11 protein-coding genes are annotated in these 13,737 nt (G+C 55.6%); 6 read left to right on the top strand and 5 right to left on the bottom strand.

All coding sequences use genetic code 11. The features are described 5' to 3' along the window. Positions 1-134 precede the first annotated feature (134 nt). The 3 genes from NR201_RS12490 (at position 135) to ppa (ending at position 1,687) form a co-directional block, all read left to right on the top strand. Positions 135-545, top strand: a complete 411-nt coding sequence (locus tag NR201_RS12490) for a lysozyme inhibitor LprI family protein (RefSeq protein ID WP_256849826.1) — start codon at positions 135-137, stop codon at positions 543-545. A gap of 61 nt (positions 546-606) precedes the next feature. Further along, the gene (locus tag NR201_RS12485; protein WP_003855520.1) at positions 607-1,056 is read left to right on the top strand and encodes a DUF441 domain-containing protein; all 450 of its coding nucleotides are present in this window, start codon (positions 607-609) and stop codon (positions 1,054-1,056) included. Positions 1,057-1,156: 100 nt separating this feature from the next. Further along, entirely contained in the window at positions 1,157-1,687 is a 531-nt protein-coding gene (gene ppa / locus NR201_RS12480; RefSeq protein WP_003855519.1) for an inorganic diphosphatase, read from the top strand. A gap of 59 nt (positions 1,688-1,746) precedes the next feature. On the opposite strand, the gene NR201_RS12475 is transcribed toward ppa, so the two are convergent. From NR201_RS12475 to NR201_RS12465, 3 genes are read right to left on the bottom strand one after another with little or no spacing between them, the layout of a single operon-like run. Next, positions 1,747-2,100 (bottom strand): gamma-glutamylcyclotransferase, encoded by a 354-nt coding sequence (locus NR201_RS12475; protein WP_010256451.1) that lies wholly within the window; start codon positions 2,098-2,100, stop codon positions 1,747-1,749. A 2-nt stretch (positions 2,101-2,102) separates the two neighbouring features. Continuing rightward, positions 2,103-5,870: a translocation/assembly module TamB domain-containing protein gene (locus tag NR201_RS12470; protein ID WP_033758895.1), complete on the bottom strand. Its 3,768-nt coding sequence runs from the start codon at positions 5,868-5,870 to the stop codon at positions 2,103-2,105. Beyond that, positions 5,867-7,582, bottom strand: a complete 1,716-nt coding sequence (locus tag NR201_RS12465) for an autotransporter assembly complex family protein (RefSeq protein ID WP_174819611.1) — start codon at positions 7,580-7,582, stop codon at positions 5,867-5,869. The genes NR201_RS12470 and NR201_RS12465 overlap by 4 nt, the downstream gene beginning before the upstream one ends. Before the next feature lie 518 nt (positions 7,583-8,100). Between NR201_RS12465 and NR201_RS12460 the strand changes: the two genes are divergently transcribed. Further along, positions 8,101-9,423: a hemolysin family protein gene (locus NR201_RS12460; RefSeq protein WP_010256442.1), complete on the top strand. Its 1,323-nt coding sequence runs from the start codon at positions 8,101-8,103 to the stop codon at positions 9,421-9,423. Between the two features lie 146 nt (positions 9,424-9,569). Here NR201_RS12460 and NR201_RS12455 read toward each other — a convergent pair whose 3' ends face one another. Then, positions 9,570-9,776: a DUF1107 domain-containing protein gene (locus tag NR201_RS12455; protein WP_003855513.1), complete on the bottom strand. Its 207-nt coding sequence runs from the start codon at positions 9,774-9,776 to the stop codon at positions 9,570-9,572. Positions 9,777-10,090: 314 nt separating this feature from the next. Here NR201_RS12455 and NR201_RS12450 point away from each other — a divergent pair, with 314 nt between their 5' ends. Continuing rightward, positions 10,091-10,648, top strand: coding sequence for a YtfJ family protein (locus NR201_RS12450; RefSeq protein WP_010256439.1), 558 nt, complete (start codon positions 10,091-10,093; stop codon positions 10,646-10,648). 74 nt (positions 10,649-10,722) lie between these two features. Here NR201_RS12450 and cysQ read toward each other — a convergent pair whose 3' ends face one another. Continuing rightward, entirely contained in the window at positions 10,723-11,466 is a 744-nt protein-coding gene (cysQ, locus tag NR201_RS12445; RefSeq protein ID WP_010256437.1) for a 3'(2'),5'-bisphosphate nucleotidase CysQ, read from the bottom strand. A 293-nt stretch (positions 11,467-11,759) separates the two neighbouring features. Here cysQ and NR201_RS12440 point away from each other — a divergent pair, with 293 nt between their 5' ends. After that, positions 11,760-13,703, top strand: a complete 1,944-nt coding sequence (locus NR201_RS12440; RefSeq protein WP_256849825.1) for a bifunctional 2',3'-cyclic-nucleotide 2'-phosphodiesterase/3'-nucleotidase — start codon at positions 11,760-11,762, stop codon at positions 13,701-13,703. Positions 13,704-13,737: the final 34 nt, after the last annotated feature.

Raw genomic sequence — 13,737 nt, 5'->3', positions numbered from 1 at the left:
TCCAGCGGCCCTAAAACGGATGAAGTATCGGCAGTAACGGCGCGAAACTTTAACCCTGATTAGTGTTAACAACTTGATCATCACGGGAACATCCATCAAGCTAATCGCCGCTTATCCGTTATCCGGAGAAAAGAATGAAACCAGGATTACTTCTGATGCTGCTGTGCCTCAGCACGGCGGCGCTGGCAGAGGATCTGCCGACAGACGCCTCGCCCGATCGCTGCCTCAATGACGCCTCGACTACCCTTGCCATGAACCAGTGCTACGCTGCGGCTAATCGGGCCTGGGATCAGGAGATGAATAAGCAGTACAACAAACTGATGAAAACCCTCTCCGGCGAACCTAAAAACAAACTGCGTGCCGCGCAGCGCGCCTGGCTGAGCTACCGCGACAGCTGGCTTGAGGCGAGCCGCAGCCAGCTCAGTTCACAAGGCACGCTGGGCAGCGTTTCGCTGAGCGCTCAGAGCCTGAGCCTGGTGCGCAATCAGGCACTGATGTTGCAGTCACTTGGTAAAGGCAGCTGTGCTAACCCCGATGACTGCTGATCGATAACCGGCTTTAGCGCTGGCTGAAGTCAGCGCGCTCATTAACCTTCAGGGAGAAACCATGGCTGCTTACGCCTCGACCATCATTCTGATTTGCCTTGCCGTACTGAGTTATTTCGTTCACAACAACGCGGTCACGATTTCAATTCTGGTGCTGCTGGCGATTAAAATTACCCCGCTGGCACAGTTCTTCCCCTACGTAGAAAAACAGGGCATTACCTTAGGCATCATTATTCTTACGGTGGCGGTGATGGCCCCGCTGGCAAGCGGCTCACTGCCCGCCTCTGCGCTGATCAAGTCGTTTGCTAACTGGAAGTCGATTGTGGCGATTCTGGTGGGGATCTTTGTCGCCTGGCTGGGCGGCCGTGGCGTGAACTTTATGAGCGTCCAGCCTTCGGTGATTGGTGGTCTGCTGATTGGTACGGTGATTGGCGTGGCGTTCTTCCGTGGGGTGCCGGTAGGACCACTGATTGCCGCAGGCATTGTTTCGCTGTTTGTGGCGGCTAAGTAGCGTTTGGGCGCATTCCGAAACGCCAAAAAGGGGGCATACTTTCAGAGTCAGTTGGCTATAATAGCCGACACTCAACATACGACTACTGAAGGAATGCCAGATGAGTTTGAACCAGGTGCCAGCAGGTAAAGACCTGCCAGAAGATATCTACGTTGTCATTGAGATCCCAGCGAATGCTGATCCGATCAAATATGAAGTTGATAAAGAGTCTGGTGCCCTGTTTGTAGACCGTTTCATGTCTACCGCCATGTTCTATCCGTGCAACTACGGCTACATCAACCATACCCTTTCTCTGGATGGTGATCCGGTTGACGTACTGGTTCCGACCCCGTATCCACTGGTTCCAGGCTCAGTGATCCGCTGCCGTCCGGTTGGCGTGCTGAAAATGACCGACGAGTCTGGCGAAGATGCCAAACTGGTTGCCGTTCCGCACACCAAACTCTCTAAAGAGTACGATCACATCAAAGATGTGAACGACCTGCCAGAACTGCTGCGTGCACAGATCACCCACTTCTTTGAGCACTACAAAGATCTGGAAAAAGGCAAATGGGTGAAAGTGGATGGCTGGGATAATGCCGAAGCCGCTAAAGCTGAAATCATCTCCTCTTACGAGCGCGCACAGAAGAAGTAATTCTGCTGCCGGTTTGTGAGTCGAAAAAAAAACACCGTCCGGATGGACGGTGTTTTTGTTCAGGCCTCTGGCTCCTCATCGCGCTTCAGCCAGTCACCACTCATGATGCGCTGGCGTCCTGCCACTGAGCGTTGATAGACATAAAGCCATGCACTGCCAAACGGCGTCTGAGTCAGATAACGTTTGTACTCTCCCCCTTTGGTGCGAAGCGCATCCAGCTCCGCAAGGGTTGAGGCATCAATGCGGTACACCTCACAATGTACCGCTCCATTGCCCTCAATCACGCCGGGATAATGGCCCAGACTGTAAAGCTCAAAGCCTTCAATCTGGTGATCACCCAGCCACTGCGCATTCGTCATCCAGTGACTGTTTCCCTGTTTGCGCCGTAAACTGCCGTAGACAATTATTCGCATTGCTAAAACTCAAACTGATAGAGCAAATCGAGAGCCTGATCCACACCGGACACGGCTTCCAGATAGAGTTTAGGCATCAGGCGGTAACGCAAGGTTAACGTCGCCAGTGAATCAAATATGCCAACACCGTATTTTACCTGCAGACCCGGTAGCACATAGCCGCTGACCTGCACCTGCTGGCTGTCGCCAACACCGGCAGTATCAACAGCGAGATTGCTGACACCGAATGTCTCCCCGATTTTACCCACAACCTGCCCACTTTGTGCAACCCCTAAGCCAACAAGTGCTGAAGTGAGGGCGTTACTGTCGCCGTCGCTGCCCAATCCCTGACCGCGCAGCAGATAGGAAAGCGCTTCCTGTTGCGACATCGCCGGATCGGAGAAGACTTCCGCTTTTGGCTCATCCGCCAGGCCAGTGACGCGCAGACCCGCGGTGACGCCATCTTCGGTGGCATCCGGGTTACGGATGGCTTCCAGGTTGACGTAAGGCTGATCCGGCGGACCGGCAAACTGCAGCTCGCCTTTACGCACGATCAAATCCTGACCATAAGCGTGGAAGCGACCGGACGGAATGTTGATCTGACCGTTCAGGCCGAGTCCTGACTTATCCTGCACCATTTTCAGATCGCCATTCAGCTTCGCTTTCAGGCCAAACGCAGAGAGTCGCACATCGTTGCCGACGTGGATCACCAGATTGCTGTTAATCGGAATCGCGGCGGTTTGCGGTGCAATCGGCTTCAGCTGTTTATCCAGCAACACCTCATCCGACGAAACGCCAGTGGCGCTTTCCGGCACTTCCTGCACCGTGATGCGCGCCCATGGAATATCGACCCGGCCATCAAGGTTAAAGGCCGCTGGCGTCGCTTCAAACACCAGATCCGGCGAGACATCCATGCGCACCATCGGCGGCACGGTCACGCGAACCCGGCTGCCCTGCGCCGCAATGCGCGCACGCCAGTTGTCGAGCTGGCTCCAGTCTGCGTTACCGCTGAGGTTGATATTGCCCTGCCCGGTCTGCACCAGCCCGTTCAGGGTGGAGCTCATGCCGTTAAACACCAGATTCAGGTTGGCACTGGTCAGGTCAACCGGCATAAAGTTGCCATCCACATCCACACCCGTCAGGCCAAGCTGACCAAATACCTGCGGCTGCTGCACGCTGCCGCCCAGGCGCAGGCTGCTGTTCAGGCTGCCTTTGATCTTCTCGCCCTGCATCAGCGCCGGATTGAGCATCGCCAGCGAGACATTGCGGATGTTGACGTTACCGCCCAGCGTGCGGCGATTTTGCGGATCGTCGATCTGCACGTTGCCATCCAGCTGACCGTTATTGGCGATGCGGATCAGCCAATCGAGCTGGGCGCGTCCGTTTCGCAGCGCGGCATTGAGGTTCAGCGTGTCAAAGGCGATCGGCAGATTGTTGCCCTGCACATCCTGCACCACTTTCACGCCGTTGCCCTTCAGCGCCACGGTACCGGTCGGCAGGCTGCCATCGGCAGTCCAGTTGACGCGCACGTCGCCGCTGAATAGGCCGCTAAGCTGAGTCGCATCCGGCATAAACGGCTTCACCATCGCCAGGTCAAAGCGATTCAGCACCACATGCGCCTTGCCTGCCGGGCCCGCTTCAACCGGCTCCGGCACACAAATTTGCGCATTGGGGTTCTGCCAGCAGTGCGGCCCGATGGTTGCCGTCTGGCGGCTGTTCAGATAGTCGATGGCCATGGCGCGGGTCAGACGCCACTCACCGACTGGCGTATCAAAGTGGGTGTCGTTCAGCGACCCTTTCCAGCGCTCGGTCTGGCGATCAAAGCTGCCGTTCAGCGCCAGCTGGCCAGAGACCGGTTTGCCCTGCACATTGAGCTTCAGCTGATGCTGATGCTCATTGCCGTCCGCGTTCAGCGTCAGCAGGCTGATGTTCAGCGCATCCTGCTTCAGCTGCTCGACGCGCAGTTGCAGTTTACCCGCCACCTGCTCGCCGGAACGGACGTCGCCATTCAGGGTGACGCGATTGATCTGCATCTGCTGCCAGCGCAGACCACGGGCATTGAGATCGGCCAGCAGCTGCGGTGCCTTCAGGGTGCCACGCGCTTTTATTGTGCCGTTGATGACGCCGCCCAGACCCGGCAGCGCATTGTCGAGCTGGGGCGCGTCGATGCTGGCATCGAGATCCAGACTGTCGCCCAGCGCCCCTTTAACATCCAGATGGTTGCGTCCCAGTGCCAGCTTAATGCCCGGCACCGTCCACTGGTTGTAGCTGTTACCGGTCAGGGAGCCATCAGCGGTCACGGCGTTCTGTTTCACATTGCCTTTCAGCTGTAGCTGCGGCACGCTCAGTTGCCAGCTGCCGCCATACAAACTGCCGCGGGTGGTGATTTTGCCATCCAGCCGTGCTGGCCAGTCGGGATACTGTTTAGCGGTATTGATTCCCGCCAGCGTCAGCTCACTGCGCCAGCTTATCGCCTTGCTCCAGTCCACCAGCGCGGTGAGATCGATATTGCCCTGCAGCGCAGCCACGCGCAGGCGGTCGAGGCTGAACTGCTCAACGTTGCCTTTACCCGTCAGCGAGATCGTCGCCGGTGGTACAGATTCACCCTTCACGGCAGTCTGCAGCGACATCACATAGTCGGTGGCTTTGCCTTTGAACTGATAGTCCAGGTTATCCGCCTGATACGCTACCGGACCGGTCAGCGGCCAGCGTAACTGCGGACTGGTCAGCTTCAGTGACAGCGGCAGTCCCGCCACCGCCAGCTGGGTCGTGGCGTCCAGCTGCGCATTCACTGGACCGGAGAGGTTCAGCCCCATCTTCAGCTCGTCGCGCATCGCGCCATTAAGTTTCAGCGCGAGCTTTTCGCCTTTAATCGGATCGGTATTCACTGTGCCGTTAAGGGAGAAATCGACAGGCCAGTTATCCGCCAGCGTCGCCTGACCGCTACCCTTCAGGTTGCCGAGGTTCGAGTCCACCTCCAGCGTGCTGAGCTGCATCTGACGATCGGCGGTTCTGGCTTTCAGCAGCAACCGGCTGACGGAAATATCGGTGTCGCCGGTAATGCGCAGCTGTTCACCCAGAATCTGCTGCACCTCAATATCCAGCGGCAGACGGAAATCAGGCATCTCAGGCAGCAGGGGTTGCGCAAACATCGCCTGCAGCGTTTCACCCAGCGGTTTTTCAGCGGGATGTGGCTGCTGGACTTTCGGCTCCACCACCTCGTCATTGACCACTTTCGCCGCTTTCGGCAGCGCAATCAGCAGGCTTTGAATATGGGTCGGATTCAGCGTCAGCGCACGATCCTGCCACTGCAGGCCGGTGGTGAAGTCGAGCAGCGATATTGCGGTATCATCAACTTTGACATTGATATTGTGCAGGCCAAAGTGACGCAGCGTGATGGGGTATGGCGTGCTGAGGTTAGTGTTGCCACTCTCCTCTTCCGGCGCTGGTGCCGCTGGCGTCATTTTCTTGCTGTCGACCACCACGCTGATATCGCGCAGGGAGACATCGTTAACGCACACGGAGGAGTGCAGCAGGCAGTTGAGATCCACCGCCAGATGAATTTGCCCGGCATCGACGCTGACGCCGGGCATTTCGTAACGCAGACCGTTAAGGGTCAGGTTACGCCAGCCCCCATCGACCTGTTTGATTGACAGGCCCGGCACCCAGCGCGACGCACCTTTCAGCACTAAATGCAGCCCAGGCGTGGTACCGATTAAAAATGCCACCCCACCCAACAGCACGACCAGAAAGATCAGAATGCCGATCAGGACCTTTTTCCACAGCTTCATAGTTCTGGCCCCAGCCCTACGTAAAATTGTAATCCATGCTCTTCGTCATCCCCGATGGGTCTGGCGATATCAAATTTGATTGGGCCAACCGGTGAAGACCAGCGCACGCCGACGCCCGCACCGGTTTTGACGTTACTTTGCTTGATGTCGTTAACCGCTTCGCCCGAGTCGACAAACACCGCGCCCCACCATTTCCCGGTGACGTTGTACTGATATTCCAGCGATCCGGTGGCGAGTTTTGACGCACCGGTGAGTTTGCCGTCATCATCGCGCGGTGAAATGTTTTTATATTTGTAGCCACGAATACTGCGGTCACCACCGGCAAAGAAGCGCAGATCCGGCGGCACTTTGTCGAAGTCGTTGGTTTCGATCCAGCCCAGATTGCCACGTGCCACAAAGCGATGACTGTCGCCAAGGGTACGGATCCAGACGTTTTGCGCCTGCAGGATCAGGAAGTCGACGTCTGAACCCCAGGTGGTATCAGAGACGTCTGCCGAATAGCGCTGTGAATCGCCCCATGTCGGCATCAGGCCGCCACGGGAACGGGTACGGTTTACGCTGACGCCGGGATAGAGCAGCATAGTGGTGTTGGTCACGCTGCCCTGAGTAAAGTGATCCAGGCTCCAGCGCAGGTTGACCGCCTTCTGCCAGCCGCTGCTGCTGTCCCAGTTGCGCGACATCGCAAGCGTCGTGGTATCCGCTTTGGTGTCGTTGAGGTCGGTGCGCTTCAGGCCGCCGGAGAAGGTGTAGTACTGCTCAAGCGGGCTTTTCAGCAGCGGTACTTTGTAGCTGAGATCGACCTGCTGTTCCGGCGCGGAAACGTAGGCGCTGGCCGCCAGGCTGTGGCCGCTGTCGTTGATCCACGGTTTTTTCCAGGTCCCTTTCAGGCGCGGACCGACGTCTGTGGAATAGCCGACGCCGGTTTCAATGGTGTTTTCGGTGCGGGGTGACATTACTGCGCTCAGCGGCAGCACTTTGGTCTGTCGTCCCTTGCTGAATTCCGGCGCGACCACCACCGAATTAAACCAGCCGGTAGCGGAGAGGCGGCGATTCAGCTCGGCTAAATCGCGGGAGCTGTAGTAGTCCCCCTCTTTAAACGGCACCAGGTTTTGCAGGTACTCTTCGCGAATTTGCGATCCCTGGAAAGTAACGTCGCCGAAGCGATAGCGTTCGCCACTGTCGTAGTCGATATCCCAGAACGCTTCACGCCGCTCAACCGAGACACCAAGCTGGCTTTTTTTAAACGTGCCGTCGAAATAGCCGTTACGCAGTGCGAGATTAGAGAAGCCGCTTTTGAATTTGTCATATTGCCCGTGGTTAAGCTGGCTGCCCACTTCAGGGCGTCCCTGCTTCACCCAGGCTTTGTAATCCGCGTCATTGCGCGCATCGCCTTCGACCACAATCGTGCTGCCGCCGATTTTTACCGGTTCACCAGGCGTTACGTGTGCCACTAATACCGGTCGTCCACCCTGCGCAGGCGCGGGGCGGGATTCGAAATCGATGGTGGGCTCGTAATAACCGAGCGCGCGCAGCCCCTCTTTTATCGCAACAGAAACGCGCGCGCGAAAGCGGCCATCATTAGAGACCTCATCGCTGCCGATGGTGGACAGACGCGCTCTGACATTCTTTTGCAGATCCCCGGATAAGCCGTCTACCTGTAATCGCACTGTCGCCGCCTCAAGGGCGGGCGCGGCAAGCAGCAGGCCAGCCATGCAATAAACATAAAATCGTGGCACCTGTACTCCTGTTAATCATGCCGGCCCCTTTTCCGCGGGGCGCTTATTAATCTTCTTTGCCCGCACTACCGCAACGGCAACATCCTCATCATAGCCGCACTTTATGGCAAACGGCGGAGCAACTCTGACATCTAAGTCAAATAACGGGGCTATTGTCGGTAAATGGGGTGAGCGATACAACTCCTGCGGGTCGGAATGATCAGTCCGATATGACTCACTCAGATAAATCCGAGTCTGTAACCGGCCGCTCTGGCTGCTAATGCGCCCTTAAGCAGCGGTTTGCCCTCTGGCGGCGCAATGAGCGCTCCTGCTATAATCGGCCACCACAGGCATGCCGCCTGTTTTCATTTCTGCCCCGACATGTCGTTTGTTGTCGAACTGGCGCAGACATTTTTGGCACGGATAGCTTTGTTTCACGGATAAACCAACTCTGTTTGCGCTTACCCACGCTGCCCAGGCCAAAAATGACAAGTGGATAACCCTTTGGATCTCATATGTTAGATAGCTTACTTGTCATTCTGTTACTGATCGTAATCAGTGCCTTTTTCTCTCTGTCGGAGATCTCGCTGGCGGCCGCCCGTAAGATCAAACTGAAACTGCTGGCCGATGAAGGCAACGTAAATGCGCAGCGCGTGCTGAAAATGCAGGAAACGCCGGGCATGTTCTTCACCGTGGTGCAGATTGGCCTCAACGCCGTCGCCATCCTGGGGGGTATTGTTGGCGATGCGGCGTTTTCGCCGGTTTTCAGCGGCCTGTTTAACCGGTTTGTCTCGCCGGAACTGGCGGAGCAGCTCAGCTTTATCTGCTCCTTCACCATCGTCACCAGCCTGTTTATCCTGTTTGCTGACTTAACCCCAAAGCGGGTCGGCATGGTCGCACCGGAAACCATCGCGCTGCGCATCATCAACCCGATGCGTTTCTGCCTGCTGATAATGCGTCCGTTGGTGTTTCTGTTTAATGGCCTGGCTAACGTCTTCTTCCGTATTTTCAAGCTGCCGATGGTGCGTAAAGATGACATCACCTCCGACGATATCTACGCGGTGGTTGAAGCGGGTGCGCTGGCTGGCGTGCTGCGTAAGCAGGAGCACGAGCTGATTGAAAACGTGTTTGAGCTGGAGTCACGTACTGTTCCCTCCTCCATGACCTCACGTGAGAATATTGTCTGGTTTGATCTGCACGAAGATGAGACCAGCCTCAAAACCAAAATCGCCCAGCATCCTCACTCGAAGTTTCTGGTCTGCAGCGGCGATATCGACCATATCGTTGGCTATGTCGACTCCAAAGAGCTGCTGCTGCGCGTGCTGGGTAATCAGAGCATGGCGCTGAACAGCGGCCTGCAGATTCGCTCGGCGCTGATCGTGCCGGACACGCTGACCCTCTCTGAAGCACTGGAAAGTTTTAAAACCGCCGGAGAAGATTTCGCGGTGATCATGAACGAATATGCGCTGGTTGTGGGCATTATTACCCTGAATGATGTAATGACCACGCTGATGGGCGATCTGGTTGGCCAGGGTATGGAAGAGCAGATTGTGGCGCGCGATGAGAATTCATGGCTGGTTGAAGGCGGTACGCCGATTGATGACGTGATGCGCGTGCTGGACATTGATGATTTCCCGCAGTCAGGCAACTACGAAACCATCGGCGGCTTTATGATGTATATGTTGCGTAAGATTCCGAAGCGTACCGATTTTGTGAAGTTTGCTGGCTACAAGTTCGAGGTGGTGGATATTGATAGCTATCGCATCGATCAGCTGCTGGTCACCCGCATCGATGAACGACCGCCGGTGCTGAGCATGACGAAAAGCGAAGAAGAGTAGAATGACCAGCAGTCTGGACATGGACAGCGCGGAACAACCGGAATGTGACGTAGTCTGTGAGAATTGTTGGCACTGCTCAGGTTCAGAGTGACAAATAAAATGGCCTGACTGGCCAGACACTAAGGGCGCCATCGGCGCCCTTATGATTAGTTGAACTCAAGTTTGAGACGAACGACCTGGCGGTTAATTTCTGACATCACGCTCAGGTGCTGTTTGTCTTTGACGCGCGGGATTAATACTTTCCCTTTGTCGAACTCGAACGCGCCGACGTCCTTGATATACAACCTTCCTTTGAACAGCGTTTTTACATATTTCGCTATTTGTAGCGGATTATAGCGCTGGAAGATCTTCATACTGACTAACTCCTGTACATTTTTAAGCACGCTTCGCCGTTTCCAAATTTGGTTCCAGCCCATGAAGCGCGAATTCGCGATAACTATAGAACACTCAAACCTACTAATGTTCCTAAAAGTGATTTTTTTTACTGAATTGACACATCATTACAGAACACTCTGTTATCAGGCTCACACAACACAGTATAAACCTTCGTTGGTTAAGGAATTGTGGCGGCCATAACAAACCTGACACCTTTCCAGGACAGGCGCATCATCCCTGCTTACTATTGCAGTAAAATGACTAACTGGTCTGATCACTCAAGGAAATAGCAATGCGAATAATTCTGGCAGCTGTAGCGTTGTCTTTACTGATACCGGCAAGCGTGATGGCTCATGACCTCAGGCAGGATATGCGGGTACCGGCCGTTGGCGTGAACGACAAAGGCGAGCTGTTATTGCAGCAGGATAAGTTTAGCTATAAAAACTGGAATAGCGCGCAGCTCAGCGGAAAAGTTCGCGTGGTTCAGCACATCGCGGGTCGCTCATCCGCTAAAGAGATGAATGCCGCATTGATCGAGGCGATTAAGGCCGCGAAGCTGCCGCATGATCGCTATCAGACCACCACCATCGTGAATACAGATGATGCCATTCCCGGTACGGGCATGTTTGTGCGCAGCAGCGTCGAGACTAACAAGCAGCAATATCCGTGGTCGCAGTTTGTTGTCGACAGCAAGGGCAATGTGCAGCATGCCTGGCAGTTACAGCCGGGCGGTTCCGCCATTGTGGTGCTGGATAAGCAGGGTAAGGTGAAATTTGTGAAGGATGGATCGCTGACGCAGGATGAAGTGACAAAAGTGATTACGCTGGTCACCTCCCTGCTGAAGGATTAATCGCTGAAGCCCCGGTGGGGAGAGCATCGCCCGCCGGGGTTTCAGCCTTCAGCAGGCTGAGCGCTCAGACAGCGTTAAAACAGTGATACGCGGAAGCCAGGATTAAGGAAGGATTCGCGCGGCGCGTAGTCCAGAGTTTTACCCTGCCAGTCGTGCACATGCGCGCCCGCCGCCATCGCCACGGCATGACCCGCGCCGGTATCCCAGATGTTGGTGGGTCCGAAACGGGGATAGAGCTGCGCTTTTCCTTCTGCCACCAGGCAGAACTTCAGTGAGGATCCGGTCGCGACGGTCTGATGTTCACCTAACTGCTTCAGGTACTCTTTCATCTCATCGTCGTCGCCATGTGAACGGCTCACCACCACCAGCGGAGGACGCGCATCACGGACATGAATCTGTTCACGCTGACCGCCCTCCTCTTTCCACGCTTTGCCGTCTGCAGCGGAATACATCACGCCCAGCACCGGCGCATAGACTACGCCCATTACCGGCTTGCCTGCTTCGATTAGCGCAATATTAACGGTAAATTCGCCGTTACGCTTGATGAACTCTTTGGTGCCATCCAGCGGATCGACCAGCCAGTAGCGCTGCCAGTGCTGACGCACCTCCCAGGCTGGCGGATCTTCTTCTGACAGCACGGGGAGATCAGGCGTTAACTTTTTGAGGCCCGCGAGGATCACCTCGTGTGCAGCGATATCCGCGGCGGTCACCGGCGAATCATCCGATTTGTGAGAAACGTCAAGCGGCGCGGCACCGTTATAGACCTGCATAATCGCGTCGCCTGCTTCGCGTGCCAGTTGGCAGATTTGCTCTAACATTTTTCACCTCATTGTGTCTGTCTGCTGCAGGATCAGCTCATCGTCAGATAGTGACATTTTAGCAGTTCCGCCTGAAGTGCCCATTCACAGGCACTTCGGCGATTCAATTTATAGATATATCAATATCATAGTTACCCATTTATCGCCACGCCTGTGCCGCTACGCCTCCATCGTTTAAGAATCCGACGCTGACCGATGCGTCAAAACGTTATACCCATCACGATTTAAAATGACTATCTGTCATGCTTTTACATTATTTTGAGATCCTTATTTATTTTGCAGCAGGAGCAAGCATGTTTAAGCCCGGAATGATGTTACTGGCACTGAGCGTTTCCGTCGCCACCCAGGCGGCGACGGTGGATTTGCGGATACTGGAAACCACCGATCTGCACAGCAATATGATGGATTTCGACTATTACAAAGACACGCCAACCGAGAAGTTTGGTCTGGTGCGAACCGCTACGCTGATCCACGCCGCACGCCAGGAAGTGAAAAACAGCCTGCTGGTCGATAACGGCGACATCATTCAGGGCAGCCCGCTGGGTGACTACATGGCGGCCAAAGGATTACGTGAGGGCGAGATCCATCCGGTCTACAAGGCGCTCAACACGCTGGATTACAGCGTCGGTAACCTCGGCAATCATGAATTCAATTATGGCCTGCCCTACCTGAAAAAAGCGCTGGCGGGCGCACGCTTTCCCTATGTGAACGCCAACGTGATTGATGTGAAGAGCGGCAAACCGCTGTTTACCCCATACCTCATCAAATCCACTATGGTGGTTGATCGCGAAGGCAAGACGCAGACCCTGAAGATAGGTTATATCGGCTTTGTGCCGCCGCAGATCATGGTGTGGGATAAAGCCAACCTGCAGGGCAAGGTACGCGTCGATGACATCACCGAAACGGCTCGCCGCTACGTGCCTGAGATGCGCGCGCAGGGCTCCGATCTGATTATCGCTATTCCCCACTCCGGCCTGAGCAGCGAGCCGTATCACACGATGGCGGAGAACTCGGTTTACTATCTCAGCCAGGTGGAAGGCATTAACGCCATCCTGTTTGGTCATGCGCATGCGGTCTTCCCCGGCAAGGAGTTTGCTGACATCAAGGGTGCAGATATCGCCAACGGCACCCTGAACGGTATTCCGGCGGTGATGCCAGGCATGTGGGGCGATCACCTTGGCGTGGTTGACCTGGTGCTGAACAATGAGGGCGGACGCTGGCAGGTGAGCAGCGGCAAAGCACAGGCGCGGCCAATCTACGATACCGCAGCGAAGAAATCGCTGGCGGCAGAGGATCCGGCGCTGGTGAAGGTACTGGCTGACGATCACCGCGCCACGCGGGAGTTTGTGGCGAAGCCCATCGGCAAGTCCGCCGATGTGATGTACAGCTACCTGTCGCTGGTACAGGACGATCCGACGGTACAGATCGTCAATAATGCCCAGCGCGCCTACGTGGAGCATTTCATTCAGGGCGATCCGGATCTGGGCCGTCTGCCGGTGCTCTCTGCTGCTGCGCCGTTTAAAGCGGGCGGACGTAAAAACGATCCGGCCAGCTATGTCGAAGTGGAGAAAGGCGCGCTGACCTTCCGTAACGCGGCCGATCTCTATCTTTATCCCAATAACCTGGTGGTCATGAAAGTCACCGGTGCGCAGGTAAAAGAGTGGCTGGAGTGCTCAGCGGGCCAGTTTAATCAGATCGATCCCCACAGCACGAAAACGCAGTCGCTGATCAACTGGGATTTCCGCACCTATAACTTTGATGTGATTGACGGGGTTAATTATCAGATTGATGTGACCCAGCCCGCACGCTACGACGCAGAGTGTCAGTTGATCCATCCTGAGGCCTCACGTATCCGTCAGCTTAGCTGGCAGGGTAAACCCGTCGATCCACAGGCGACCTTCCTGGTGGCGACCAATAACTATCGCGCTTACGGCGGCAAGTTTGCCGGCACCGGAGATAAATACATTGCCTTTGCCTCGCCGGATGAGAACCGTTCCGTGGTTGCAGCCTACATCAGCGCGGAAACCAAAGCGCACGGTGAAGTTCAGCCGAAGGCGGACAATAACTGGCGGCTGGCACCGATTACCTCATCCACCCCGCTCGACATTCAGTTTGAAACGGCACCGGGTGATAAAGCGACCGGATTTATTAAGCAGCATGCGCAATATCCGCTTCAGCCCAAAGGGACAGATGCGATCGGCTTTGCTCTGTGGCAGGTGAATTTACAGCAGAAATAAGGCGGAAGAAAACGCTGCAACCGGGGGGGTTGCA

It is taken from the genome of Pantoea sp. Fr-CA_6 (genome assembly GCF_024520895.1).
GTDB classification, from domain to species: Bacteria; Pseudomonadota; Gammaproteobacteria; order Enterobacterales; family Enterobacteriaceae; genus Pantoea; species Pantoea agglomerans.
Note: the sequence above shows the minus strand (reverse complement) of the source record. Positions and strands in the feature narration are given on the sequence as shown.